Origin of the sequence: Rhodoblastus acidophilus (assembly GCF_009720655.1) — a bacterium.
Classification (GTDB): Bacteria; Pseudomonadota; Alphaproteobacteria; order Rhizobiales; family Beijerinckiaceae; genus Rhodoblastus; species Rhodoblastus acidophilus_A.
This window is the reverse complement of record NZ_WNKS01000002.1, coordinates 301,839-327,163: the sequence shown is the minus strand read 5'-3', so window position 1 is coordinate 327,163 and position 25,325 is coordinate 301,839. Positions and strand designations below refer to the sequence as shown.

At 64.1% G+C, this 25,325-nt stretch carries 29 protein-coding genes and 1 tRNA gene; 20 read left to right on the top strand and 10 right to left on the bottom strand.

Annotated features, from left to right (window positions below):
* The first annotated feature begins 40 nt into the window (after positions 1–40).
* From GJ654_RS03900 to GJ654_RS03865, 8 genes are all read left to right on the top strand, one after another.
* Positions 41–1,045, top strand: coding sequence for a hypothetical protein (locus GJ654_RS03900; RefSeq protein WP_155444789.1), 1,005 nt, complete (start codon positions 41–43; stop codon positions 1,043–1,045).
* Between the two features lie 133 nt (positions 1,046–1,178).
* The gene (locus GJ654_RS03895; protein WP_155444880.1) at positions 1,179–2,510 is read left to right on the top strand and encodes a M16 family metallopeptidase; all 1,332 of its coding nucleotides are present in this window, start codon (positions 1,179–1,181) and stop codon (positions 2,508–2,510) included.
* Positions 2,511–2,521: 11 nt separating this feature from the next.
* Entirely contained in the window at positions 2,522–3,802 is a 1,281-nt protein-coding gene (locus GJ654_RS03890; RefSeq protein ID WP_155444788.1) for a M16 family metallopeptidase, read from the top strand.
* Positions 3,803–4,000: 198 nt separating this feature from the next.
* Positions 4,001–5,782: a DNA mismatch repair endonuclease MutL gene (mutL, locus tag GJ654_RS03885; protein ID WP_155444787.1), complete on the top strand. Its 1,782-nt coding sequence runs from the start codon at positions 4,001–4,003 to the stop codon at positions 5,780–5,782.
* Between the two features lie 10 nt (positions 5,783–5,792).
* Complete coding sequence (locus GJ654_RS03880; RefSeq protein WP_155444786.1) at positions 5,793–5,993, top strand: SlyX family protein; 201 nt, start codon at positions 5,793–5,795, stop codon at positions 5,991–5,993.
* 68 nt (positions 5,994–6,061) lie between these two features.
* Positions 6,062–6,760, top strand: a complete 699-nt coding sequence (locus GJ654_RS03875) for a phosphatidylserine decarboxylase (RefSeq protein WP_155444785.1) — start codon at positions 6,062–6,064, stop codon at positions 6,758–6,760.
* 1 nt (position 6,761) lies between these two features.
* Positions 6,762–7,577 (top strand): CDP-alcohol phosphatidyltransferase family protein, encoded by an 816-nt coding sequence (locus GJ654_RS03870; protein WP_155444784.1) that lies wholly within the window; start codon positions 6,762–6,764, stop codon positions 7,575–7,577.
* The gene (locus tag GJ654_RS03865; RefSeq protein ID WP_264586103.1) at positions 7,552–8,457 is read left to right on the top strand and encodes a PhzF family phenazine biosynthesis protein; all 906 of its coding nucleotides are present in this window, start codon (positions 7,552–7,554) and stop codon (positions 8,455–8,457) included. The genes GJ654_RS03870 and GJ654_RS03865 overlap by 26 nt, the downstream gene beginning before the upstream one ends.
* Before the next feature lie 136 nt (positions 8,458–8,593).
* On the opposite strand, the gene GJ654_RS03860 is transcribed toward GJ654_RS03865, so the two are convergent.
* The 4 genes from GJ654_RS03860 to GJ654_RS03845 form a co-directional block, all read right to left on the bottom strand.
* A complete protein-coding gene (locus GJ654_RS03860) occupies positions 8,594–9,052 on the bottom strand; it encodes a phasin family protein (RefSeq protein WP_155444782.1) in 459 nt (152 codons plus the stop codon).
* A 97-nt stretch (positions 9,053–9,149) separates the two neighbouring features.
* Positions 9,150–9,812, bottom strand: coding sequence for an SOS response-associated peptidase (locus tag GJ654_RS03855; RefSeq protein WP_155444781.1), 663 nt, complete (start codon positions 9,810–9,812; stop codon positions 9,150–9,152).
* A 57-nt stretch (positions 9,813–9,869) separates the two neighbouring features.
* The gene (locus GJ654_RS03850; RefSeq protein WP_155444780.1) at positions 9,870–10,655 is read right to left on the bottom strand and encodes a DUF2189 domain-containing protein; all 786 of its coding nucleotides are present in this window, start codon (positions 10,653–10,655) and stop codon (positions 9,870–9,872) included.
* A 98-nt stretch (positions 10,656–10,753) separates the two neighbouring features.
* Complete coding sequence (locus tag GJ654_RS03845) at positions 10,754–11,755, bottom strand: hypothetical protein (RefSeq protein ID WP_155444779.1); 1,002 nt, start codon at positions 11,753–11,755, stop codon at positions 10,754–10,756.
* Between the two features lie 242 nt (positions 11,756–11,997).
* On the opposite strand from GJ654_RS03845, the gene GJ654_RS03840 reads away from it, so the two are divergent.
* Positions 11,998–12,327 (top strand): hypothetical protein, encoded by a 330-nt coding sequence (locus tag GJ654_RS03840; RefSeq protein ID WP_155444778.1) that lies wholly within the window; start codon positions 11,998–12,000, stop codon positions 12,325–12,327.
* Between the two features lie 76 nt (positions 12,328–12,403).
* On the top strand, positions 12,404–12,712 hold the full coding sequence (locus tag GJ654_RS03835; protein WP_155444777.1) for a hypothetical protein: 309 nt from the start codon (positions 12,404–12,406) through the stop codon (positions 12,710–12,712).
* On the opposite strand, the gene GJ654_RS03830 is transcribed toward GJ654_RS03835, so the two are convergent.
* Positions 12,709–13,404 carry a cyclic nucleotide-binding domain-containing protein gene (locus GJ654_RS03830; protein WP_196305427.1) on the bottom strand — a complete coding sequence of 232 codons (696 nt, stop codon included), beginning with the start codon at positions 13,402–13,404 and terminating at the stop codon, positions 12,709–12,711. The two genes, GJ654_RS03835 and GJ654_RS03830, sit on opposite strands and share 4 nt — an antisense overlap.
* Positions 13,405–13,563: 159 nt before the next feature.
* Here GJ654_RS03830 and nth point away from each other — a divergent pair, with 159 nt between their 5' ends.
* The 6 genes from nth (at position 13,564) to trxA (ending at position 19,538) form a co-directional block, all read left to right on the top strand.
* On the top strand, positions 13,564–14,244 hold the full coding sequence (nth, locus tag GJ654_RS03825; protein WP_246664572.1) for an endonuclease III: 681 nt from the start codon (positions 13,564–13,566) through the stop codon (positions 14,242–14,244).
* A 129-nt stretch (positions 14,245–14,373) separates the two neighbouring features.
* Positions 14,374–15,066 (top strand): glutathione S-transferase family protein, encoded by a 693-nt coding sequence (locus GJ654_RS03820; protein ID WP_155444879.1) that lies wholly within the window; start codon positions 14,374–14,376, stop codon positions 15,064–15,066.
* Entirely contained in the window at positions 14,964–16,163 is a 1,200-nt protein-coding gene (gene queG / locus GJ654_RS03815; protein WP_155444774.1) for a tRNA epoxyqueuosine(34) reductase QueG, read from the top strand. The genes GJ654_RS03820 and queG overlap by 103 nt, the downstream gene beginning before the upstream one ends.
* A complete protein-coding gene (locus GJ654_RS03810) occupies positions 16,160–17,011 on the top strand; it encodes an SDR family oxidoreductase (protein ID WP_264586102.1) in 852 nt (283 codons plus the stop codon). The genes queG and GJ654_RS03810 overlap by 4 nt, the downstream gene beginning before the upstream one ends.
* A 52-nt stretch (positions 17,012–17,063) precedes the next feature.
* Positions 17,064–19,088 (top strand): YgiQ family radical SAM protein, encoded by a 2,025-nt coding sequence (locus tag GJ654_RS03805; RefSeq protein ID WP_155444772.1) that lies wholly within the window; start codon positions 17,064–17,066, stop codon positions 19,086–19,088.
* Between the two features lie 129 nt (positions 19,089–19,217).
* Positions 19,218–19,538: a thioredoxin gene (gene trxA / locus GJ654_RS03800; protein ID WP_155444771.1), complete on the top strand. Its 321-nt coding sequence runs from the start codon at positions 19,218–19,220 to the stop codon at positions 19,536–19,538.
* 48 nt (positions 19,539–19,586) lie between these two features.
* Here trxA and GJ654_RS03795 read toward each other — a convergent pair whose 3' ends face one another.
* The 3 genes from GJ654_RS03795 to GJ654_RS03785 are packed head-to-tail and all read right to left on the bottom strand — an operon-like array spanning position 19,587 to position 21,233.
* The gene (locus tag GJ654_RS03795) at positions 19,587–20,336 is read right to left on the bottom strand and encodes an SDR family NAD(P)-dependent oxidoreductase (protein ID WP_155444770.1); all 750 of its coding nucleotides are present in this window, start codon (positions 20,334–20,336) and stop codon (positions 19,587–19,589) included.
* A gap of 31 nt (positions 20,337–20,367) precedes the next feature.
* Positions 20,368–21,012, bottom strand: a complete 645-nt coding sequence (locus tag GJ654_RS03790) for a methyltransferase family protein (protein WP_155444769.1) — start codon at positions 21,010–21,012, stop codon at positions 20,368–20,370.
* A 2-nt stretch (positions 21,013–21,014) separates the two neighbouring features.
* Positions 21,015–21,233 carry an FmdB family zinc ribbon protein gene (locus tag GJ654_RS03785; protein WP_155444768.1) on the bottom strand — a complete coding sequence of 73 codons (219 nt, stop codon included), beginning with the start codon at positions 21,231–21,233 and terminating at the stop codon, positions 21,015–21,017.
* 112 nt (positions 21,234–21,345) lie between these two features.
* On the opposite strand from GJ654_RS03785, the gene GJ654_RS03780 reads away from it, so the two are divergent.
* Positions 21,346–22,041 carry a lysozyme inhibitor LprI family protein gene (locus tag GJ654_RS03780; RefSeq protein ID WP_155444767.1) on the top strand — a complete coding sequence of 232 codons (696 nt, stop codon included), beginning with the start codon at positions 21,346–21,348 and terminating at the stop codon, positions 22,039–22,041.
* Between the two features lie 3 nt (positions 22,042–22,044).
* On the opposite strand, the gene GJ654_RS03775 is transcribed toward GJ654_RS03780, so the two are convergent.
* Positions 22,045–23,322, bottom strand: coding sequence for an MFS transporter (locus GJ654_RS03775; protein WP_155444766.1), 1,278 nt, complete (start codon positions 23,320–23,322; stop codon positions 22,045–22,047).
* 165 nt (positions 23,323–23,487) lie between these two features.
* Here GJ654_RS03775 and GJ654_RS03770 point away from each other — a divergent pair, with 165 nt between their 5' ends.
* Complete coding sequence (locus GJ654_RS03770) at positions 23,488–24,042, top strand: manganese efflux pump MntP family protein (protein ID WP_155444765.1); 555 nt, start codon at positions 23,488–23,490, stop codon at positions 24,040–24,042.
* Positions 24,043–24,062: 20 nt separating this feature from the next.
* On the opposite strand, the gene GJ654_RS03765 is transcribed toward GJ654_RS03770, so the two are convergent.
* Positions 24,063–24,137 (bottom strand) — tRNA-Gly (locus GJ654_RS03765).
* A 197-nt stretch (positions 24,138–24,334) separates the two neighbouring features.
* Here GJ654_RS03765 and GJ654_RS21660 point away from each other — a divergent pair.
* Together GJ654_RS21660 and GJ654_RS03755 are read left to right on the top strand one after the other, a co-directional pair.
* The gene (locus tag GJ654_RS21660) at positions 24,335–24,529 is read left to right on the top strand and encodes a DUF2158 domain-containing protein (protein WP_155444764.1); all 195 of its coding nucleotides are present in this window, start codon (positions 24,335–24,337) and stop codon (positions 24,527–24,529) included.
* 26 nt (positions 24,530–24,555) lie between these two features.
* On the top strand, positions 24,556–24,795 hold the full coding sequence (locus GJ654_RS03755) for a DUF6953 family protein (RefSeq protein ID WP_155444763.1): 240 nt from the start codon (positions 24,556–24,558) through the stop codon (positions 24,793–24,795).
* Positions 24,796–25,325: the final 530 nt, after the last annotated feature.

Sequence of the window (25,325 nt, the reverse complement as noted above, 5' to 3'; positions counted from 1 at the left end):
GAAGCAGCAGTATAGGCGCAGGAGTTTTGAGGATAGCCGAATGGCCAGAAGCAACAGAATCGCCCTGATGGCCGCGCCGCTTTGCGCGGCCGCGTTGCTGGCCGCGCCTGCGCGGGCGGGAGACTCGCTGTTTGACGGCGCTGGCGCCGCTCCCGCCGTCGAGGCTGCGGCCAAGCCGGTCGTCAAGAAAAAGCCTGTGGCCAAGCACAAGCCGGCGAAGCCGGTCGAGGCAGCCACGGTCCAGCCGGCGCCCGAACCCGCGCCCGTTGTTCAGGAGCAGCCGCCGGAGCCGCAAAGCGCTTTCGGCCAGCAAATGCCCCGGCAATCCCTCATCAACCGTTTCACGAACCCGGCCGCCGCGACCGCGGAACCCGGCTCATCCGGCGGTCAGGCCGGGCAGGGCGGCAAGGCGGCGGCGCCCGTCGAGCCGGAGGAAGAAACCCTCCCGAACGGCATGCCGAAAAAATTCCTGCTCAACCGCATGTTCAATTCCAGCGCGCTCGAACCGGGGCGCCAACCGGATCCGCGCAGTTTTATGGCGCAGGCGCCCGCCCCTGCCGGGGAGCCGTCCTTGTTCGACCGCGCCGCGGGGGCGCTGGGGTTTGGCGACAAGGAAGAGAAGCCCGCCGCCAATTTGCCGCCCGTCAATGTGACCGCGCCCGCGCCCGCCAAACCCGATCGCAAGCCGAAGGAGGCCAAGCCGGCGTCGACGTCCACGGCTGCACCCGCCCCGGCTCCCGCCGCGTTGACCCCGCCTCCGGCCGCCGCGCCCTCGCCGCCCGGCTGGCTTGACCGCGCGCTGGGGGGCGGCGACGAGACCACGCCCGACTATTCCGAGCGGCCCAAACTCGCCGTTCCGCAGAATCGCGACGCGCTGCCGGATCCGCGCCCGGCGGAGGAGCGCCGCGTGCAACGCCCCGCCAACGCCGAGACGCTGACGCGCCCGCCGGCGGGCTATACGGAAAAGGTGCAGGGCGCCGACGGCAAGGTTTCCGGCTTCACCGACCAGGACGAAGGTAAAAAAGGTTTCTTCAACTGGTTCTGATGCTTTCCGCGCGGAACGCGAGCGAGGCAACAATTTTGCAAGCCGGGGCTGTCGCTCCGGCTTTCGCCGCCTATATTGGCGGAACGCCCTTTTCGCTTATCCCAGGATTTCGCCCGTGATCGTCAGCCCGCCCATGCCTCCTTGCCCCCATGAAGCGCCAGCGGAAGGCCAAGGGGGCGCAGACGGGACGCACGCCGGGCCGATCGTCAATCATTTCAAGCTCGACAACGGCCTGGACGTTGTGGTGATCCCGGACCATCGCGCGCCCGTGGTCACGCACATGGTCTGGTATCGCAACGGTTCGGCCGACGATCCCCGGGGCAAGAGCGGCATCGCCCATTTCCTCGAACATTTGATGTTCAAGGGCACCCACAAGCACGGTCCCGGCGAATTCTCCCATCTCGTCGCCGAACTCGGCGGCCAGGAAAACGCCTTCACCTCCTACGATTTCACGGCTTACTTCCAGCGCATCGCCCGCGAGCATCTCGGCGTGATGATGGAATATGAAGCCGACCGCATGACCAACCTCACCCTGTCGGACGAGGTGGTGCTGCCCGAGCGCGACGTGGTGATGGAAGAGCGGCGCATGCGCACGGAGGCCGATCCCAGCGCGCAACTCGACGAAGCCCTCAACGCCGCCCTGTTCACCCATCACGCCTATGGCGTGCCGATCATTGGCTGGGGCCACGAGATCGAGACTTTGGACCGACACGACGCGCTCGACTATTATCGCCGGTTCTACACCCCCGAGAACGCCATTCTCGTCGTGTCAGGCGACGTCGAGCCGGAGGAAGTGGAAAAGCTGGCGCGCGTGACTTATGGCAAGATTCCCGCGCGTGGAAAACCGCCGCGCCGCGATCGGCCGCGCGAGCCCGAGCCGCGCGCCGAGCGGACCGTTAAGCTCGCCGACGAAAAGGTGGAGCAGCCGAGCCTTGAGCGCATCTATCTCGCGCCGTCGCAGCAGACCGCCGGGCCCGGCGAGGCCGAGGCGCTTGAAGTTCTGTCGCATTATCTTGGCGGCGGGCCGACCAGCCTGATCTATCGCCGGCTCGTTTTGGAGCGGAAGCTCGCGGTGTCGGCGGGCGCCTATTATTACGCCTCCGCGCTCGACGACAGCCGTTTCTACGTCTACGCCGTTCCCGCCGATGATGTGTCGCTGGAGACGCTTGAGGCGGGCATTGATGACGTGCTCGCCGAATTTTTCCGCGACGGCATTTCCTCCGAGGATTTGAACCGGTCGGTCACGCGGCTGATCGCCGATTGCATCTATGCGCAGGACAGCCAGATGGCGCTCGCCCGCTGGTTCGGCGCCTCGCTGGCCATTGGCGGCACGGTGGAGAACGTTTTGGGGTGGAGCCGCCGCGTCGAGGCGGTGACGCGGGAGGATGTCGCCGCCGCGACCAAGTGGCTGGACCGCAAGCGGGCCGTGACCGGCTATCTGCTCAAAGACGAACAAGCCGCTTGAGGATCGCCGCAATGAACGCCCCCGCCAAAATTTCGCGCGCCGCGCGCGTCCAGAAAATCGTCACGCCCGGCGGCATTTCGGCCTGGCTCGTCGAGGACTATGCGGTTCCTCTGGTCGCGATGGACTTTTCCTTCGAGGGCGGCGCGGCGCAGGACCCGCAGGGCAAGTCCGGCGTCGCCTCCATTCTCGCCGGCATGCTCGACGAGGGCGCTGGCGACCTCGATTCGGAAGCCTTTCAGCGCGCGCTCGACGATCACGCGATCCGCCTGCATTTTTCGGCCGATCGCGACGAATTCACCGGCCATTTGCAGACGCTGACGCGCAATCTCGACAAGGCCTTTGAATTGGCGACGGTGGCGCTGAACGCGCCGCGCTTTGACGCCGACCCGCTGGAGCGCGTGCGCGGCCAGATCAACGCCGTGTTGAAGCGCGAGTCCAAGGACCCCGATTCCATGGCGGCGCAGGCGTGGCGGCGCGCCGCCTGGCCGAATCATCCCTATGCGCGCTCGCCGCGCGGCGAAATCGGCGAGGTGGACGCGGTCGGACGCGACGACCTCGTGGCGCAGCACAAGAACCTCTTGGCGCGCGACGTGCTGAAGGTGGCTGTTGTCGGCGCGATCGATGCAGCCACGCTTTCGGTGAAGCTCGACGCCCTGTTCGCGGGTCTCCCGCCGCGCGCGAAGAAAACGCCCGTGCCGCGGGCTGAGATATCGGGGCTCGGCCGGCGCGTGCTGGTCGATCTCGACGTGCCCCAGGCCAACATCCGTTTCGGTCGTCCGGGGCTGACCCGCCACGATCCCGACTACATGGCCGCGACGGTGCTCAACCACATCTGGGGCGGCGGCTCCTTCACCTCGCGGCTGTGGCAGGAGGTGCGCGAAAAGCGCGGGCTGACCTATTCCGTCTATTCCATGCTGTCGACGCCGAAAGCGTCGTCAGGCCTGATCGGCGCCACTTCGACCAAGAACGCGCGCGCCGCCGAATCCCTCGCCGTCATCGCCGAGGAGGCGGAGCGCATGGCTTCGGAAGGCCCGACCGAAAAAGAGCTGGAAAAGGCGAAGAAATATCTGGTGGGCTCCTACGCGCTGCGCTTCGACACCTCGACCAAGATCGCCGGCCACCTGCTGCAATTGCAGCAGGAGGGTTTTGGGCCGGATTATCTCGACCGGCGCAACGCCGAGATCGAGGCGGTGACGTTGGAGGACACGCGGCGCGTGGCCAAGCGGCTGTTGGGCGACGGACGGTTTTTGGTTGCGGTGGTCGGGCGGCCGGATGGGGTCAGCGCGAGCTGATTTTGCGCAAACCACGACGTCATGCCCGGACTCGTCCCGGGCATCCACGCCAGGCAGCAAGCGAAGTTCGGCGGCAGCTCGCATTACGGCGCCGCGTGGATGGCCGGGACAAGCCCGGCCATGACGACATAAGGCGTCGCTCTTCCGGAATGTTCGCGTGATCGAAGACTCAAAAATTTCCCCCGCGGCTGCGATCACATGACCATCCGCCGTCTCGACTCCATTCTCGCGGACCGCATCGCCGCCGGCGAGGTGGTGGAGCGGCCGGCCGCCGCCGTGAAGGAGCTCGTCGAGAACGCCCTGGACGCCGGGGCTTCGCGCATCGATGTCACCATCGAGAACGGCGGCCAGAGCCTGATCCGCGTCGTGGACGACGGCGCCGGCATGGACGAGGCGGACCTGCGGCTCTGCGTCGAGCGGCACGCGACTTCGAAAATTCCCGATGGCGATCTCACCAATATCGCCACCCTCGGTTTTCGCGGCGAGGCGCTGCCCTCCATCGGCTCGGTGGCGCGGCTGGAGATCCAGACCCGCCAAAAAAATGCGCCACAGGGCGCGCGCATTGAGGTCGAGTTCGGCGCGGTCGGCGAGGTCAGGCCCGCCGCCTTGCCGCCCGGCGCGCGCGTGGACGTGCGCGACCTCTTCGCCGCCACCCCGGCGCGTCTCAAATTTTTGAAGAGCGCCCGCGCCGAGGCGCAGGCGGTGGCCGATGTCGTCAAGCGCCTCGCCATGGCCAATCACGGCGTGCGTTTTTCGCTCGGCGGCGACGGTCTCGCCGGATTCGACTATCAGGCCTGCCCGGACGGCTTTGATGGCCTCTTGACCCGTCTCACCCAGGTTTTGGGACGCGAGTTCCGCGAAAACGCGCTTCAGGTCGACGCCGTCAGGGAGCATCTCCGTCTCTGGGGTTTTGCCGGGCTGCCGACCTGGCACCGCGCCAATGCTGCGGCGCAATATGTGTTCGTCAATGGCCGTCCCGTGCGCGACAAGCTTTTTGCCGGCGCCATCCGCGCCGCCTATATGGATTTTCTCGGCGCCGACCGGCATCCGACGCTCGCGCTGTTCCTCGACTGCCCGCCCCGGCAGGTGGATGTCAATGTCCACCCGGCCAAGGCGGAGGTGCGCTTCGCCGACTCCGGCCTTGTGCGCGGTTTTGTCATCGGCGCGCTGAAGGAGGCGCTGGCTTCCGCGCTGCACCGGGCGACGCCCTCGCTTTCGCCACGTGCGCTCGATCAGTTCGCACAAACGCGCAGCGCCGCGCCGCAGAATTGGGACTGGCGCGCCTCGCCCGCCGCCCCGGCCCAGCCGATGCAGCAGGCGCCTATCTTCGGCTTCGAGGAATCGTCGCCCGCCGCCGATACGAGGCCGCATCTCGCGCCGGCGCCTGAGGAAAGCGTGGAAGCCCCGCTCGGCGCGGCGCGGGCGCAGATTCATGAAACCTATATCGTCGCCCAGACCCGCGACGGGCTGGTGCTGGTCGACCAGCACGCCGCCCACGAGCGCCTCGTCTACGAAAAACTGAAAAAACAGCGCGCGGAAGCCGGCGTGGCCCGACAAGCGCTTCTCTCTCCCCACATCGTCGATCTCGACTCCGGCGACGCCGCGCGCCTCGTCGAAGCCGAGCCGCTGCTCGCCTCGCTCGGATTGGCGATCGAGCCCTTTGGTCCTGGCGCGGTTGCTGTGCACGAAACCCCGGCGGAGCTCAAGATCGGCGCGCTGGACGCCCTGATTCGCGACCTCGCATGCTCGCTCGCCGAAGAGGGCGCCGCCGCGCCGCTGGAAAAAAAGCTCGACCATGTGCTGGCGACCATGGCATGCCATCATTCGGTGCGCGCCGGCCGCCGGCTCACGCCGGAGGAAATGAACGCCCTGTTGCGCGACATGGAGCGCACGCCGGGCGCCGGCCAGTGCAACCATGGCCGCCCGACCTATGTCGAATTAAAACTCTCGGACATCGAAAAGCTGTTCGGCCGCAAGTGAAGGAAACCAAATGCCGCCGGACGAGGCGCGACTCGAGGCTCTCGAATCCCTCTATGCGCATCAGGAGCGCGCCATTCAGGAACTGAGCGACCTCGTCGCCGGCCAATGGGCGCGCATCGACGGGCTGACCCGCGAGGTCCTGCGCCTGCGCGATGAACTGCAAACCGTCAGCGAGCGCGCGGCGCCCGATCGGCCGCCGCCGCATTACTGAGACCCGCACGTGACTTTGCCGCGATTTGGCGCCAAAACAGCGCCGGACTTTCTTATGAGGATTCCTCCATGTCCATGATCGAGTCGATCCGCAAGCAGGTTGCGCCCATCCATCCGGAAGGCCGCAATTTCATCATCCTGTTCGCCATTGCGGCTGTCGTGCTTCACTACATCTGGTCGCCGCTCGGCTGGATCGGCGGGATCGCCACCGTGTGGTGCGCCTATTTCTTCCGCGATCCGCGCCGCGTCACGCCAGTGCGCGACGGCCTGGTGGTGTCGCCGGCCGACGGCTATGTCTGCTCGATCGGTCAGTTCGCGCCGCCGCCGGAACTCGGCCTCGGGCCCGAGCCGATGCAGCGCGTCAGCGTGTTCATGAGCGTGTTCGACTGCCATGTGAACCGCGCGCCGGTCACCGGCCGCATCACGCGCATCGCCTACAAGCCCGGCGCCTTTCTTAACGCCGACCTCGACAAGGCCAGCGAGGACAACGAGCGCAACGGCATGCTGATCGACGCGCCGCAGGGCACGTTCGGCGTGGTGCAGATCGCCGGCCTGATCGCCCGCCGCATCCTCAGCTTTGTCCATGAGGGCCAGAGCCTGGGCGTCGGCGAACGTTTTGGCCTGATTCGCTTCGGCTCGCGCGTCGACGTCTACATGCCGCAGGGCGCGCGCCTGTCGGTCGGCCTCGGCTCCAAATGCATCGCCGGCGAGACGGTTCTGGCTGATTACAGCCCGAATGCCGAGGAACGCCCCTACAAGGTCGGGTGAAATGGACGAACAGACACATCCCGCGCGCGCCCGGATCCAGTTGCGCGGCCTGCGCGGGCTGCCGCTGCGTTTCGTCGTGCCCAATGTGGTCACGCTGCTCGCCCTGTGCGCCGGCCTGACCGCGATCAAGCTTGCCGCCGACAAGCATTTTGAAAGCGCGGTGCTCGCCATCGTCGTCGCCGCCGTGCTCGACGGCATCGACGGCCGCATCGCGCGCGCGCTCAAAGGCTCGAGCCGCTTCGGCGCGGAGCTGGATTCGCTTGCCGATTTCATCGATTTCGGCGTGGCGCCGGGCTTGGTCCTCTATTTCTGGTCTCTGCATGAACTGGGGACGCTCGGCTGGGTCGCCGTGCTGTTTTTCGCCATCGCCGCCGCGTTGCGCCTCGCCCGTTTCAACGTCATGATCGACGATCCCGACCGGCCCCAATGGATGGCCAAGTTTTTCACGGGCATGCCGGCGCCAGCCGGCGCCATCGTCGTGCTGCTGCCGCTCTATCTGCATCTGGTCTTCAATCTGACGGTCTCCACCGGCCTGATCGTGCTGGAGGCGGTTTATGTGCTGGGCGTGGCGCTGCTGATGGCGAGCCGCATCCCGCATTATTCGGGAAAAAGCCTGGGACGGGTGCCGCGCGAGGAATTCATCTTCGTGCTGTTCGTGGCGGCGGCCGCCCTGGTGCTGCTGGCCTTCTTCCCCATGCAGATGCTGATCGTGCTCAGCCTGCTTTACATGAGCATGATCCCGGCCTCCGTGCGCGCCTACAACACGCTTGCGGCGCAGGACGCGAAAGCCCGTGAAGCTTCCGTACCGCCGGCTTGACGTTTTCACCGAGCGACCGCTGGCGGGAAACCCGCTGGCGGTCGTGCTCGACGCCGACGGTCTGGACAGCGCGCGGATGCAGGCCATCGCGCGCGAGTTCAACCTGTCCGAAACCGTTTTCGTCCTGAGGGCGCGCGATCCCGTCAACACCGCGCGTCTGCGTATTTTTACGCCCGCCGTCGAGCTGCCATTCGCAGGCCATCCGACCATCGGCGCCGCCGTTCTCATCGCCTTCGAGCGGGCGCGCGACATGCTGGGCCAGACGCCGATCCGGCTGGTTCTGGAAGAGGAAATCGGGCCGGTCGTCTGCGAGGTCGCGCGCGTAAAAGGGGCGCTGCGGGCGCAATTTGTCGTGCCGCGCCTGCCCGAGGTTTTTGCGGAGACGCTCGATGTCTCCCGCCTCGCCGCCGCGCTCGGGTTGTTGGCGGATGACATCGGTTTTGACGCCCACCAGCCGGTGATCGCCAGCGCCGGCCTGCCCTTCGCCTTCATTCCCGTCGCCAGTCGGGCGGTCTTGAACCGCGCGCAGCTCGATCTCGCGGCGCTGACAGCCGCGCTGCCGATGGAGCGCCCGGCCGCCTGCCTTTACACACGAGAAACCGAGGACGTCGCCAATCACGTGCAGGCGCGCGTGTTCGTCTCTGGCCTGGGCGCACACGAAGACCCGGCCACTGGCTCGGCCGCCGCGGCCTTCGCCGCTGTCGCGGCGAAATTCGAACATCCGGAGGATGGCGACCACACGCTTCAAATCGAGCAAGGGTTCGCGATGAAACGCCCAAGCCTGCTTACCGTGTCCATGCGCGTCGAGGAGCGGACGCTGACCCAGGTCGCCGTTGGCGGCGCCAGCGTGATCGTGGGGGAAGGATTTTTGCGCCTTTGACGAAAAGGCCGTCGGCTCGCTCCGACGACTCTTCTCGCCACGCCAGATTCAGAGCGTTTTCGAGCGAAGTGGATGCCGGTTCGCGTGAAAAAAACGCGTAGAAACAAAAAACTAGAGCCCGTTCGGTGAACGGGCTCTAGCCGCGATCACCGCCCCGCATCGCCGATTGCGCGGCATCGCCGGTCTCGTCGTTGGCTTGGGCGGCCTTCTCGCCCATCCTGTGCGTCATTTCGGAGGCGCGCTCGGCGCCCTCCTGGCCGGCCTGGGCCATGGTCGATGCGAATTCCCGCGCGGATTCCGCGAGTTCCTGCGGCGTCGAAATCGCGAGTTCCGCGATCTTGCGGTAATGGTTGGTGGTGGCCTCGTAGGACTCCTTCAGCAGTTCGGACTGGATGGTCGTGACCTCCTGAAGCGATTGTGCGTAGCGCAGGCGCTCGGCCGCTTTCGCCCCGGCGCCGAGCTGCGCCTCGGACAATTTGGCGAATTCGCCGACGATGGCCTGCGCCTTGCGGCTGACGCTCGACACGCCGCCGAACAAGGTCCGGAAGCCGGAAATCGCAGTCTGTTCGATCGGGTGTTGCTGGGGTGACGCCATGGTCGATCCTTCCCTGGTTTCCGCCCGGGGGGCGTGGCCCTGTAACGGCTGGGGGCGGCGATGGGTTCCGACCGGGGAATCGCCGGCATTTTCTGCGTCAAACGGCAGCTTGCAGGTCCGCGCCCTCGGCGCTGGCGCGGTTGATTCGGGGCGATATGGCGTGAAACGCGATTTGATCGTCCGCCGCCGGCCGCAGCAGCCGCAAAGGCGGCGCGACGGTTTCGTCGGGGTTGAGCCATGCGTCGAAATCTTCCGGCTCGAGGAGGACTGGCATGCGGTCGTGGAGGGCTGAGGTCGCGCCATTGGCGCAGGTGGTGATGATGCAGGCGGTGTCGATCTCGCCGCCGGACGGATCCAGAAAAGTCTCCCAGAGTCCGGCGAAGGCCAGCAGGCCGCCCCCGGCGCGGCGCAGCAGGAACGGGGTTTTGGGGCCGGAGAGATTGGCGCGCCACTCGTACCAGGCGTCGGCGGGGATCAGGCAGCGCCGCCGCCGCAGCGCCGCGCGAAAGCTGGGCTTTTCGACGAGCGTTTCCGCCCGGGCGTTGATCAGCAATGGGAATTTTTTGACGTCCTTGACAAAGCCCGGCAGAAAACCCCAGCGCGCCAGCATGAAATGGCGGTTTTCGCCCCGCGAAATCACCAGCGGTATCGGTTGCGTCGGCGCGATATTGTAGCGCGGCGGGAAATTGGGCTGTTCAACGTAGCGAAAAAAGGCCCTCACCGCCTCGGGCGGTGAGGTGATGGCGAAACGTCCACACATGTCGGCTCCGGCGTCCCGAGGAATGGCGTCGGATTATGCCAGCAAATGGCGCAAAACCTACCGCTTGATCACGGCGCGATAGGCGTGCCAGGCGGCGTGGCCGGCGAGCGGCAGGGTCACGGCGAGCCCGACATAGAAGAACGCCATGCCGGCGAAGGTCAGGCCGGCGAGGAGGGCCGCCAAAAGCGCCATCGGACCAGGATTGGCGGCGACGGCGGCCACGCTGGTCAGAACGGCTTCACTGAGGCCGACCTGCTTGTCGAGCATGAGTTGCAGGGCGAAGGCGCCGCCCATGAACACGACGCCAGCAAAAAACGCACCCAGCAAAATGAAAAGGATCAGGAATTGCGTCCCTCCGCTCGTGTTGAAAGTCGCGGCCAAGAGGCTGCCAAGGTTAGGGCCGGTCGGCGGGAACATAAGCGCGAAAAGCAGCATCGCCATTCGAATCCAAACCAGAAACACCGCGAGCAGCAAAGCGGCCAGGCCGAGCACCGCCGGCGCATCCGTTCTCCAGGCGTCGAGCGCGCGGAACAGCGAGGGTTTTCGTCCCTGTTCGAGGTCGCGGCTGATGGCCTGGAACCCGACCGTGACGGCCGGGCCGAGCAGCAGAAAACCGCAGGACAGCGGCGCCAAAAGGTAGAGTGCGGCGGTGTCCCACACAAGGCTGGCGATCACCAGTCCGGTGACGGCGAACAGCAGGCCGTAGCCGATGCTGGCGACGGGGGCCGCCGCCAAATCCTTGAAACCCTTCTCGAACCAGGGTTGGACGTCGGCGAGTTCAACGTGGTTGATGCGATCCGCGTAGAGCCAGCGCGGCGGCTGGCCTCGCATGAGGGTGGGCATGGGCGCCTCCGGTTTGGCGCGCAATCCGGCGCCCCAAAGCAAAATGCGGTCAGCCGCCAGGAGTTCCCCTCAAACGCAAATGTGATGGCCTCGGAGCTTCACCTGTTCACGGTCACGGACTCGAAACTGCTTCTGTGACGGACGATGACGAAGCTGGCGACCGGGCTATTGGCCTTGTAGAGGCCGACCAGGGTAAAGGTTTGCCAGTCCGCCATGCTCGCGGGGCCGGGCTTGGCCGCGCCGATGCGAAGCAGATCGGCCTCCGGCTCTCCCGAGATGGTGAAGAAATTCTCCTGAGCATCATAGCCAAGGGGTTGCGGCGCGATTTTCGAAACGCCGCCAAACAGGGGAAGGGTCCGATCGTCGTTGGCGAATTTCGGCGTCGGCGCGGGGCCGAAGGCGGGGTCGCGCAGTTCGGCGCCGCCGGTGCGCCATGCGCGCGCCCAGATGGCCGCTTTTGGCCCGAGTGCGCAAAGGTCCGGCTTGGCGCAAAAGGACTCGGCGGGGACGTAATCCATCTTGTAGCGAATCGTGATCGAGCAGGTCATGCCGAGCATGTCGTTATTTTGCCCGGTGATCCTAAAATTCTCGGTCTCGTCGACGCCGTCGTCCATTTCGACGAAATAGGCGCTTCCCTCGAATTCGGTCAGCGCCATGACGGCATGGCCGCAGCGGTCGAAGGGATCGTTGGGCGCGGGAACCTCCAGGGCGTGCTTCTGGCCGGAGGCCAGACTGAACAGATGGGGGGTGTGGCACTGCGCCGTTCCGGACACGCCATCAATCAGAACGAGCCCCTGGTCGCCGCCGGCGCGGGCGATCCGCACGACGGAATTGCTCAATTGCTTGCGGTCGGCCTCGCTCAGCGGAAATTCAGCGAGCATTTCGGCCGTCGCGGGCGTCCCGGAATCCATTTTTGCGGGGGAACCGGCGAAGGCGGCTCGAATCGAAAGGCCGGGGCCGCCCGGCTGAGGGGCTTTGGCGGACAGCAGGCGCAATTTCTCCGAGACTTTTCGGGCGATCGTGGCGCACATGATCGGCGACGCGTCGGCGACGGCCGTCGCGATCAAAAAAGCGAAACAACTGGCTAGCATGCGTCGCATCGGTCTCTCCATTGCAGGCCTCGCTCCAGCCTCAAGTGTTACGGTCGGATGCAAGGAAAATCGAGTCCTCGGAAGCGTTTTCAAGCGAAGTGGAAGCCCGTTCGCGTGAAGAAAACGCGTTGAAAAATGTGCGTTTTCAAGCGAAGCGGATGCCGCGTCGCGTGAAGAAAACGCGGTAGAACAAAAAGATAGATCGGGTTCGGCGGACGCGAGTCCACTGGACATGGTCTAAGGAGCGCGTCATGTTGCTTCGCTTGGGTCTGCTTCTGTCATCCGGTTGGTTGATGGCATATCTGTGGGGCGCGGCCGACGCGCAATTTTCCGGAACGGTTTTCGCGCGAAACCCCTCCGCGGCGGTTTTGGCCCAGGCTTATTCCCCGCCGAGCTATTCTCCGCCGGTCTACTCGCCGCCGAGCTATTCTCCGCCGGTCTACTCGCCGCCGAGCTATTCTCCGCCGGCCTATTCCCCGCCTCCCGTGGTGATCCCCCCGCCGCCGCCGGTCCAACAGCCGGTCTGGGAGGCGCCGACCTATTATCCCTCGCGGAACTACCCGACCACCTATTACCGCTAAACGCTTTTGCTTGCGGCGCAAGGCCGGAGCAAGGTTTTTGGCGCAATGTGGCATGGCCAGCCTTGGGGGCCGCGCCATGGACATGCTGAGTCGCATTGATGCTCACACCCGCGTAGCAGCCGTCTCGCGGTCGGACGAGGCCCATGGGGAGGTTTCCCGCGAATTCGCCGCCCTGATCGTCGGCGAGGAGGCCGCGCGACGGCGCCACCGCTCGTCCACGGGCGACGACTCAGGCGCCGGTTTCGCCGCGCCGCCCCGGGACCCGCCGCATGAACCGGCCGAATCCATTATCGAGTCCGAGTCGGTTGCGGACGCCGGCGATCTTCTCCCCGAAGACGCGCATGACCCGCAGGAATTGCGCGCCATGCTGGCCGCCCGGCCCTAGCTTGCCGCCTCCAGGCGCTTTTCCGCGCCGGCCAGATCTTCGAGCGCCGGCAGATCGCGGATGGTCACCTGGGCGCCGTCGACGCGCACGCCGAATTTGGCGAGCGCCGCGAAGGAGCGCGACAGCACTTCCGGCGCCATGCCCAATCGCGCGGCCAGAATTTTCTTCTCGAAGGGGATGACAAGCCGGCGAGTGCCGCCGGTCTCGCGGTCGCGCTGAACCAGCCAGTTGGCGAGCCGCTCCAGGCTGGTGCGCAGTTTCTGGTTCTTCAGCTCCTGGGCCATCTGGCTGTAGCTGCGCGCGATCTCCCGCGTGAAGGCGGCGGCGAAGCCCCCGTCCTCCTCCAGCGCATGGCGCACCGATTTCGAGGGCACCATCAGGATGCGCGACGCCTCCAGCGTGCGTGCGGATTGCGGATAGGGTTGATCCAGGACCACGGAGGCGTCGATCACGCCGTCATTGGGACCCAGGACCACGACCGTGGTCTCTCGGTCGCGCCAGCTCGCGTAGAGCTCGACCGCCCCGCCCAGCACAACGTAAAGGAAATCTGCCCGCTCGCCTTCGCGAGTCAGTTGCGTGTGGGCGGGAAACCGCTGCAGGAATGCGCCCTGTAGCAGATACTCCGCCGTTTCCGGCCGGCAGGCCGCGAGAAACGAACACTGGGCGGCCTCCGCCCGCTCTTCCATACGCATGGAAATCTCTGGCGCCCTTTCGAAGGTCAAAACGACATCACCAATATCAAGCCGTGGTTTGATCAACATTGCTTTCAGTCAAAGTCTCCCGGCCAGGGCGCCGATATGTTGTGCAAAACTGTGGCTTGTTCCCTTGCGCCCGATCGCCTAATTCGGCTCATGGTCAGACTCGCCAAACCGCGCGCGGAAAGCGCATCCGTCGGGGACGCCCGAATCCGCGAGATTTTTTCGCGATTGGCGGCGCGCAATCCGCATCCCCGCGGCGAACTGGACTTTTCAAATTCCTTCACGCTGCTGGTGGCCGTGGTCCTGTCGGCGCAGGCGACCGACGCCGGGGTCAACCGCGCGACCAAAAACCTGTTCGCCGTCGCCGACACGCCGGAAAAAATGGTCGCCCTCGGCGAAGAGGCGGTGCAGGACAAGATCAAGACCATCGGCCTGTTCCGCGCCAAGGCGAAGAACGTTGTCGAACTGTCGCGCCAGTTGATCGCGCGCTTCGACAGCCAGGTGCCGAAAACCCTGGAGGAGCTGCAAAGCCTGCCGGGAGTTGGACGCAAGACCGCCAACGTCGTGCTGAACATCGCCTTCGGCGAAAAAACCATCGCCGTGGACACCCATCTGTTCCGGGTCTCCAACCGCATACCGCTCGCCAAGGGCAAGACGCCCGAAGAGGTGGAAAAGGGCTTGCTCGCGATCGTGCCGGACGAATTCCTTCAGCACGCCCACCACTGGCTGATCTTGCACGGGCGCTACATCTGCAAGGCGCGCAAGCCCGACTGCCCCGTCTGTCCCATCGCCGATCTCTGCCTCTGGCCGGAAAAGACCATCTTGCCGATTTGACACATCCTGTGCGACGACGGATTCGGACTTAACGAAGCCTTAAGGCTTTCGCTCAAACTTGAACGATTGTTCACCCGCGCCGGGGCTTCCATGGATGCGGCGCGCCACGAAACGTCCTACAAGACTGGTATGGTTCAGCTCTATCATCATCCGCTCTGTCCGCTTTCGCGTTTCATTCGTCTTGCGCTCGGCGAATATGGCGTGGAGGCTGAACTGATCGAGGAACGGGTCCACGAACGCCGGCGCGAGTTCCTGATGCTCGATCCCGCCGGACAAACCCCCGTCCTGGTGACGGACGAGGGCGACGTTGTTCCCGGCGCCGGCGTCATCGCCGAATGGCTGGACGAAATTTTTGGGGACGCGCTGGGGGCGCACCGGCTGCTGCCGGCCTCGACGCGCGAGCGCGTGGAAACCCGCCGCCTGATCAACTGGTTTAATGACAAATTTTACGGCGAAGTCTCCAACTGGCTGGTGACGGAAAAGGTTTTTAAGCGTTTCATGGCCACCGAAATCGGCAGCGGCGCGCCCGACATGGACGTGGTGCGCGCGGCGCGCGTCAATGTGCGGCATCACCTGCGCTACATTTCCTGGCTGGCGCAGAACCGGAATTGGCTCGGCGGCGACCGCATGACCTACGCCGACCTCGCCGCCGCCGCCCATCTGTCGAGCGTCGACTATCTCGGCGACGTGCCCTGGGACGAGGAAGAGCCCGCAAAACTATGGTACCAGCGCCTGAAGAGCCGACCGAGTTTTCGCCCGCTGCTGGCGGATCGGGCGCCGGGGGTGGCCGTCAATCCGATCTACGCGGAAGTGGATTTTTAGATTTTCTGCGCCGGGAGGCGCACAAACTCGGCTTCGACGCCTGCCGGGTGACGCGGCCTGACGTCCTTGCCTTCGCCCCCGCCGTTTTGGACGCTTTTGTCGCCGAGGGACGCCATGGCGATATGGACTGGCTGGCGGAAAGACGCGACTGGCGCGCCGATCCGCGAAAACTCTGGCCTGAGGTCCGCAGCATCGTCATGCTCGGCATGAACTATGGGCCGGATTTTTCGGCCGTTCCGGCGCAGGCCGGCAATATCTCCGTCTATGCCCGCAATCGGGATTACCACGATGTGGTCAAGGGCAAGCTCAAGCTTTTGGCCGGCGCGCTGCTTTCTTTCGCGCGCGCGCAAACTGGCGTGGCCGGCGACGTCAAGGTTTTCGTCGACACCGCGCCGGTGATGGAAAAACCGCTCGCTGCCGCCGCCGGGATCGGCTGGCAGGGGCGTCACACCAATCTGGTGTCGCGCGAATTCGGCTCCTGGCTGTTTCTCGGCAGCATTTTTACAACCCTCGACCTGCCTCCGGACGCCCCGGAGGTGGACCATTGTGGCTCCTGCCGCGCCTGCGTAAGCGCGTGCCCGACCGGGGCGCTCGACGGCGGCAAGATCGATGCGCGGCTGTGCGTGTCCTATCTCACCATCGAGACCAAGGCGCAAATTCCCCAAAATTTGCGGGAAAAAATCGGCAATCGCGTCTATGGCTGCGACGATTGCCTCGCCGCCTGCCCCTGGAACAAATTTGCCCAAACCGCGCGCGAGGCCAAATTTTTGGCGCGCGCCGATCTGGTTGCGCCGCCGCTCAAGGAACTGGCGGCGCTGGACGAGGCGGCGTTCCGCCAAAAGTTTTCGGGCAATCCGGTGAAGCGCATCGGCCATGCGCGTTTTCTTCGAAATATGCTGCTCGCCATCGGCAATTCCGGCGATCCCTCGCTGGCGCCGTTCGCGGAAGCGCGGCTTGGGCACGAGTCGCCGCTGGTGCGCGGCATGGCGGTCTGGGCTTTGGCGCGCTTGCTGCCGCGCGACGAATTTGCGACTTTTGCTGCGCGAAATCATAACGAGCCGGACCCCGACGTCCGGGCTGAATGGGGGATGGGGTGAAACTGCTGATTTTTGGCCTTGGCTACACGGCGGGTTTTTACGCGGCCGAGGCGTCTCACGTTTTTGAGCAGGTGACCGCCACCAAGCGCGCGCCCGAAGTTTTGGCGGAAGGGCGGTTTCGCCTGCTGCCGTTCGATGGGGCCTCGGACAAAATCGATCCGCGCGTGCTCGACGCCCTGGGCGAGGCCGACGCCGTGCTGGTCAGCGCCGGTCCCGACACCGCCGGCGACCCCGTTCTGCGCCGTCTCGCCGAACAAATCGCCGCCGCGCCGAAATTGAAGACAATCGTCTATCTCTCGACCATCGGCGTGTACGGCGACCACGGGGGCGCCTGGATCGACGAGACCTCGGAGCTTCGCCCCTCCAACGACCGCACCCGCTGGCGGGTGGCGGTGGAACGGGACTGGCTCGCGCTGGGCGAGCGGGCGCAAAAACAGGTTTATGTGCTGCGCCTCTCCGGCATTTACGGGCCGGGCCGCAGCGTGATCGAAAAGCTGCGCGATGGGACGGCGAAGCGGCTGATCAAGCCGGGCCAGGTTTTTAACCGCATCCACGTCGCCGACATCGCCCAGGCGATCAACGCCTGTTTTGCCGGCTCCGCGCCATCAGGGGTTTATAATGTCACCGACGACGAGCCGGCCCCGCCGCAGGATGTGGTGACCTATGCGGCCGAATTGTTGGGGGTGACGCCGCCGCCGGAACAGCCGTTTGAGGCGACCCAGCTCACTCCGATGGCGCGGAGTTTTTATGGGGAGAACAAGCGCACATCCAATAAGAAAATGCGCGAGGTTCTTGGCATCACGCCAAAGTTCCCGACCTATCGTGAGGGCATCGGCGGTTTGGCGTAAGCCCCCAACGGCGCGATTGACGCCCTGACCCGAAAGCGCGACAAACCGTCTCATGGCATCCATCGCGCAAGAAGCGGCCAAGCCGCTGTTCTCCTATCGCAAATATTGGGCGCACCGCTTTGGCGTCGCCCCCTTCCTGCCCATGTCTCGCGCGGAAATGGACGCGCTGGGGTGGGATTCCTGCGACGTCATCCTCGTCACGGGTGACGCCTATATCGACCATCCCAGTTTTGGCATGGCCATCGTCGGCCGCGTTCTGGAAGCGCAAGGTTTTCGGGTCGGCATGATTTCGCAGCCCGACTGGAGCAGCGCCGACGCCTTCAAAATTTTAGGCAAACCAAACCTGTTCTGGGGCGTGACCGCCGGCAACATGGATTCCATGGTCAACCGCTACACGTCCGACAAAAAAATCCGGCGCGACGACCATTACACGGCGGGCGGGGAGGGCGGCAAAAGGCCGGATCGCTCCGTCGTCGTCTATGCCCAGCGCTGCCGCGAGGCGTTTCCCAAAACCCCCATTGTCATTGGCGGCATCGAGGCGTCTTTGCGCCGCATCGCCCATTACGATTACTGGTCCGACAAGGTGCGCCGCTCCATCCTGATGGACGCCAAGGCGGACTTGCTCCTGTTCGGCAATGCCGAGCGCGCCCTGGTCGAGGTCGCGCACCGCATCGCCAAAAAAGGGCTCGATCAGGATTTTGGCGACATTCGCGGCCTCGGGTTTTTGCGCTCCGCCCCGCCAGAAGGCTGGACGGAGGCGCCGGCCGACGATCTCGATGGCGACGAGGGGGTTCACGTCAAGGGCGAAAAAGTGGTGGTGCGCCTGCCCTCGTTCGAGTTCGTCAGCGCCGACCCGGAGGCCTATGCGCGCACCTCGCGCGTGTTGCACCGCGAAAGCAATCCCGGCAATGCGCGGCCGCTGATCCAGAAACATGGCGATCGGGAGGTTTGGCTGACGCCGCCGCCCATTCCCCTGACCACGCCGGAGATGGACGCGGTTTACGGCCTGCCTTTTGCCCGCGCCCCGCACCCGGCCTATGAGGGCCGCAAGATTCCGGCCTGGGAGATGATCCGCCATTCCGTGACGATTATGCGCGGGTGCTTTGGGGGGTGCTCGTTCTGCTCGATCACCGAGCACGAGGGGCGCATCATCCAGAACCGCTCGGAAGAGTCGATTCTGCGCGAGATCGAGGACATCAGGGACAAGGGGGAAGGGTTTACCGGCATTATTTCCGATGTCGGCGGACCCACGGCCAACATGTATCGCGTGGCGTGCAACGACAAGACGGCCGAGAGCCTGTGCCGGCGCCTGTCCTGCGTCTATCCCGACATCTGCAAGAACCTCAACACCAGCCATGACGCGCTGATCCAGCTCTATCGCAAGGCGCGCGAGGTCAAGGGCGTCAAAAAGGTGATGGTGGCCTCGGGCGTGCGCTACGACCTCGCCGTCAAGAGCCCTGAATATGTGAAGGAACTGGTCACCCACCACGTCGGCGGCTACTTGAAGATTGCGCCGGAGCATACCGAAAAAGGTCCGCTTTCGAAAATGATGAAGCCGGGCATTGGCGCCTATGACCGCTTCAAAGAGCTGTTCGACCGGGCCGCGCGCGAGGCGCGCAAAGAGTATTTTCTCATTCCGTATTTCATCGCGGCGCATCCCGGCACCAGCGACAAGGACATGATGCAGCTGGCCCTCTGGCTGAAACGCAACAAGTACCGCGCCGATCAGGTCCAGACGTTTCTGCCCGCGCCCATGGCGATTTCGACCGCCATGTATCATTCCGGCTTCAATCCGCTGAAACCGGTGCGGCGCGGCATTTCCGAGCGGGTGGAGTCGATCAAGGGGTTGCGGCAGCGCCGGCTGCACAAGGCGTTCCTGCGCTATCACGACCCCGAGAACTGGCCGATGCTGCGAGATGCGCTGCGCAACATGGGCCGCGCCGACCTGATCGGTCCGGGGAAGCACCAGCTGGTGCCGAACTGGCAGCCGGCGGGGACCGGCGGAAAAGATGGCGGTCCGCCCAGGGGTCGAGGCTACGCCAAGCCGCGAAAATTCCTGACCAAAGGCGTGTTCTAACGAAATTTCGTCAATGCGTGGAAACCCTTCCGGGCCAAGCCGCGCCTTGACGCCACCCCCGGCCACTCCTACTTTCCTTGCAACCGGACGCGTTCAAGATTCGCGCCTTCTCCCCCCAGCGAGGTTCCCATGTCGACTGTGAAAGTCACCGACGCCACCTTTGAATCGGACGTTCTGCAATCCGCGGAGCCGGTGGTGGTGGATTTCTGGGCGGAGTGGTGCGGTCCCTGCAAGATGATCGGGCCGTCGCTGGAAGACCTCGCCAAGGAATATGCCGGCAAGGTCAAGATCGCCAAGGTCAATGTCGACGAGAACCCCGGAATCGCTGGCAAACTGGGCATCCGCTCGATTCCGACGCTGATGATGTTCAAAGACGGCAAGCTCGCGTCGCAAAAGGTCGGCGCCGCGCCGAAGGGCGAACTCGCCAAATGGATCAGCGCCGGGCTCTGATTGGTTTTTTGTGAAAAGGGCCGCTCTGCGTTTGCGAGCGGCCCTTTTTTATTTGCGCTTCACCGCGAAACCGCCGCCGGCCTGGCAGGTCGGCATCAGCTCCATGTGATTGATGTTGACGTGCGGGGGCAGGGCGACGAGCCAGGCCACGACCTCGGCGATATCGTCCGGCGTCAGCGACTGCGTGCCCTCGTACACCGCCGCGGCCTTGTCCTTGTCGCCGTTGAAGCGCACCAGCGAAAATTCCGAGCCGTCGGCCATGCCCGGCTCGATGTCGGTGACGCGGACATTGTAGCCGACGAGATCGGTGCGCAGGTGTTGGGTGAACTGGCGCACGAAGGCTTTTGTGCCGCCGTAGGCATGGCCGCCGGCATAGGCGTAATTGGCGGCGACCGAACCCATGTTGACAATCAGCCCGTCATTGCGCGCCACCATCTGTGGCAGGATCGCCCGGGTCATGTGCGCGAGCCCCGTGACATTGGTGGCGATCATCTGGTCCCATTGCTTGAGATCGGCCTCCCAGCCCGGGGCCAGTCCGAGCGCCAGGCCGGCATTGTTCACGAGAACGTCGATCTGGCGCCAGTCTTCCGGGAGCGCGGACGGGAAAGCGGCGATGGCCGCCGTGTCCATCATGTCGAGGCGGCGAGCCAGAAAGTTCGGTCCCAGCTCGGCCGCCAGTTTTTCAAGCCGCTCGACGCGGCGTCCCGTGCCGATGACGCGATGGCCGTCGCGGATCGACCGCCGCGCGATGGCCTCGCCGAAACCGGACGTCGCGCCGGTGACCAACAGGGTTTTCATGAGACTATCCTGAGTTTGAGGAGAACGTTTCTCACCAGAGGCCGGGGATCATCCGCCATGTCCGCGCGCGAAAAGCGTCATAATCGGCGCCGAATTGCGAAGCGAGCAGGTTTTCCTCGGCTTTGATGCGTCCGACCAGAGGAATGAGCAGCAGCCCGACCAGCACAACGCCAATGCCGGAGCGAAAGGCCAGCGCCCAGCCCAGCGAACTGACGAGCAGGCCGAGGTAGGAGGGGTGGCGGATTACGGAGTAAACGCCTGTCGTTTGCAGCCTGTGGTTCGGCTGGATGGCGACCAGACCGCTGAACCTATGCCCAAGGACCGCGACCGGCCACAGCCGCAAGACGCCGCCCAGCGCGAACAGGGTGACGCCCAACCATCGCAGGCCGTCGCCGCCGAACGTTGAAATGCCGTGGGCGTCGTCGAAGGCCGGCGTGACCGCTATGGCGAGGCCGAGGACTGCGAAGACCGGCAGCACCCAGCGATTTTCGCGGTCCTCGCGCGCGCCGGGGCTCAGATTGCCGCCGACGAACAGGGCGGCGACGGTCAGCGCGACATAGACCAGCGCGAGACCGGCAAGCGCCGGAACGGTGGCGAAGGCTTCAGCGCCTCGCGCGTAAACGACCGCCGCGCCATTGAGCGCCCCACCAAGCAGGATGGAGAGCGCCCGGCCCATGTTCACCCCATCATGGCGGGACAGCCGGCGCAGCCGCCGCCGGAGCCGGGCGAGCACATCGGCGGCGCATCTTCGCCGCCCTTGGCCGGCGACGCGATCAGCGACAATTGCTGTTCAAGCTCGACCGCGCCGCAGGACGGGCATTCCGGCGTTTCACCTGATCGCACCAATGTCTGAAATGTCGAACCGCACTTCTTGCATTCGTAGCCGTAGATCGGCATGGGGCCCCCGCGATGGCTAGAGATTGACAACGAGATAGCAGCGCTTGCGCGGATTTCAACCGACTTTGACCGCGACGCGACTCACGGCATAGTTCGAGCGGAGGTTTTTTTCATGCGCAAGGGGCTGTTTCCGGTCATGGCGTTGCCGTTGCTCACGCTTGCCGCCCAGGCCCAAGCGCCGTCCTTCGATTGCGCTCGGGCGCAAAAACCGTTTGAGATCGCCATCTGTCAGACGCCTGACCTTGCGGAAGCTGACCGGCTGATTTCGAAAGCCTTCAACAAACTGCCTCCGGGCGATCCGCAGCGGCGCTGGGTGCGGACCAACAATATTTTTCGCGAGGATTGCGGCTCCGATCCCGTCTGCATCCTCGACATCCAGACGCGCGCGCTGGACAGCCTCGCCAACGGCCCCGACAATTACAAGTCCGTGGACCGCCTCAAGGCGCGGGTCGACGAAATGGAGAAACAAAAACTCGGCCGTAAGTGGCGCGCGGACCTGCCAACAACAGTCGGCGAATGTCGCAACACCGAAATTGTCGACATTGCAGGTCGCTTCGGCGAGGACATCAAGACGGCGACAAGCGGCTCGTCGGTGAATTTTCGCAACGGCGGCTCGCAGGTATCCTACGACCGGGAGCGCGCGCTGGTGCGCTCGCACGTCGGCGACAAGGTGCGCATGTGTCTCACTTTCATCCCCCGGGACTGCCCGCCCGGCGACGAACGCGGCAAGACTTATAAGGTGGAAAATCTGCGCACCGGGGAGACGTGGGAATTGCCGGACGCTCAGCACATGTGCGGCGGAGCTTAAGACTCAGGCTTTTATGGGCGCGCGCACCAAAAACAGGTAGCTGAGCGCGCCGAGGAAGGCGAAACCGGCGCCCACCAGCAACGCCGGCGCAAAACCATGCGTCTGCGCGATGAAACCGGTGATGATCGGGGCCAGCGCGCCGCCCAGAAAACCTCCAAAATTTTGCAGCGAGCCGAGCGACGCCACGCGGTTCGGCGGCGCCACCGCCGTCGCCAGCGCCCAGGAGCAGGCGGAGGCCGCATTGGCGAGGAAGATGACGACGGAAATGCAAAAGACGGCGAAGGCGTTGCTTTCGGCAAGCGCCGCCGGGACGGTAAAAGCGGCCATGCCGAACATGGCGAGGGCGACGGCGCGTCGCCGCCCCAGCACCGGCGAGGCGGACCGCTGGCTGATTTGGTCCGACAGCCAGCCCGCGACGAGGCAGCCGACAAAGCCGCAGAAGAAGGGGATGGACGCCATGAGGCCGCTGGAGGCGAGGCTCATGTGGCGTTCGTTGACGAGGTAGGCCGGCAGCCAGGTGAGATAAACCCAGTTGAGATAGACGCTGCCGAAGAAGCCCAGCATCATTCCCCAGGTGGCGCGGTGTGAAAAAAGAGCGGCCCAGGCGGCGAAGGTGACCGTTTCGGTCTCGCGCTTGGCGCCGTCTTCGGCCAGATAGGCGCGCTCCTCCTCGGTGAGCGGCAGGTCGGCGGGGTCGCGATAGAGCGCGAACCACAGCGCGGCCGCGAAAAAGCCGGCGAGGCCGGTGAGGATGAACAGCCAGCGCCAATCCAGCACGAGCAGCGCCTGGGTGAGGATGAGCGGCGCCAGGGCGCTGCCCAGCGGCGAGGCCGCGTTGAACACCCCCGTTGGCGCGCCTCGTTGCGCCGGCGGATACCAGTTGCTCACCACCCGCGCGGCCGAGGGAAACTGCGGCGCCTCGCCGATTCCGAGCAGGATTCGGGCGACGACGAATTGGAAAAAGTTCTGGACGAAGCCGGCGGCGCCCTGGGCGATGGACCATGCGATCAGGCCAAAGCCCAGCAGGCGCCGCGCGCCGAGGCGGTCCGCCAGCGCGCCGGCGGGAAGCTGGGCCAAGGCATAGCTCCAGGAAAAGGCGGAGAGCAGCAGCCCCATTTGGCCGAGGCTCAACCCCATGTCTTTGACGATGCTGGTGTTGGCGACGGCGAGCGTGGCGCGGTCGACGTAATTGATCGCGCCGGAAAGGACGAGCAGGGACAGGGACAGAAACTGGATGCGCCGGATGCGCGGCGGGGCCGGTGAACCGCTGGTCGTCGTCATGACCTTCTTGACCTATCGTTGGCGACGGCCGGTTTGCGTCGGCGCGGCGGCCAAGATATACGACATCGGCATTGGGATTGGCGACGTTTCCGCAGACTGCGTCATCGAGAACATGGGCCGGCGCGCTCTGGCGGCGTCAATGCGCGACGCGGAAAAGAGACACGCATGTTGCAGACCCTGATCCTCGCCTTCAGCCTCTCCACCGACGCCTTCGCGGCGTCGGTCGCCAAAGGCGCGCGCTTTCCCACCATGGGTTTCGCCCGCATCGTCGCCATCGCCTTCAGTTTCGGGCTGCTGGAGGCTTGCGCGCCGCTGGTGGGCTATCTGCTTGGGATGCAGTTCGCGGGAGCCATCGAAGCGTTCGACCACTGGATCGCCTTCACGATCCTCGGCTTTCTCGGCGGCCGCATGATCTGGATGAGTTTCGAGGAAAACGCCGATGAGATTGACGCGACCATGCCGACCGTGGCCGCTGTTTTCGCGACGGCGCTGGGAACCAGCGTGGACGCCACGGCGGTCGGCGTCAGCCTCGCTCTGTTCAGCGACAACATTCCCTTGACGCTCGTGACGATTGGCGCGGTGACGCTGACGATGACCCTTATCGGACTTCGTCTTGGCGGAATCATCGGAGAGCGCACCGGCAAATGGGCCGAGCGGATCGGCGGCGTCGGCCTTTTCGCCATTGGGACGAAAATTCTGGTTTCACATCTGATGGCCTGAGCCGTCTGCGCTGGAAAGACTGGAGCGGGCGATGGGAATCGAACCCACGACATACAGCTTGGGAAGCTGTCGTTCTACCACTGAACTACGCCCGCGTTCCTTTTGAAAACAAACACTTATCAAAAATCCTGTCGGGATTTTTGGCACGGCTTGGCACGATAATTTTAACAGCTAACGCCGCTGTCTGTTTCCATGGCACATAGATAACGAATGATGTGCATAGCTGCAACTGGCTCGTTGTCGAATGGCAGAGTTTACGGTATGTTCCGTTCGTCAATTTGGAGAATAAAAAATGGCCAACGCGAAATTTAAGGTTGGGCAGGTCGTTCGGTTAAAGTCGGGCAGTCCAGACATGACTGTTTCTATAATTGATTCTGATACATACGTGTGGTGTCAGTGGTTCGGAGGTAGGAAGCTTGAGAGAGGCCGCTTCGATGTCGATACACTTATCCTGTCGGACGAAGCGGACGAAAAGGTAAAGAAGTGACGTCTTACTCTGATGCCGATGTCGCTATGTGGATGGTCGAGGAGCTTCAACGCAAGAATCACCTCTATCAAGAAGAAGCCGCGTGGGACATTCAAAGAAAGTTCGGAAAGCCATTTGTTTATGACAACGCAAATGGAAACCCCGCGATCTCACGCGGGGTTCTCAACGAGTTCAACAAGCTCACGCCGGATGTCGTATGGTCGCGCGGAGAGCGGTTTTGGCGTGAGCGGATTCCCAGTGACAAACCTGGTCGTCAGCAAGACTAAATTTTATTTTTAGAGACTATACGTTCTATCGCAAGCACCATTTCGGCTCGAAGAGTCGGATTCTGCCGGATCACGTCAACTGCACGCTCCACGGTTCCTTCAAGTTTTCCTACCATCGATTTAGCGATTTTGTGTCTAAACTCCTCATCAACTGGGCTTGGAATTTCTTATCGTTCGTTACAAACTTGAGAGGAGCCCGAAGGAATTTCTCCAATTCACCTCGTTCCTCGTTAATAATGTTTTCTACAAGTTTATCTACAGCGACGCTACGTATAGCGTTGTACGACCTTATCTCTAAGCACGCCAATTACGGCCTCTCTAATATCATTTCCACTGACAATAAAATCTTCATTCATAATGATGTTTTCGCTCGTACGTGCGCCCGCTAGCCGCAAGGCGCACACACGAACGGGCTAGCTGATATGATTTCATTGAATCACAATTGAGCAATCGCGCAAGCGTGCTATGTGGATGGCGGATTGTGGCACGCAGTTTGGCACGGAAATCATGTGTGCTGTAGTGAGTTGCTA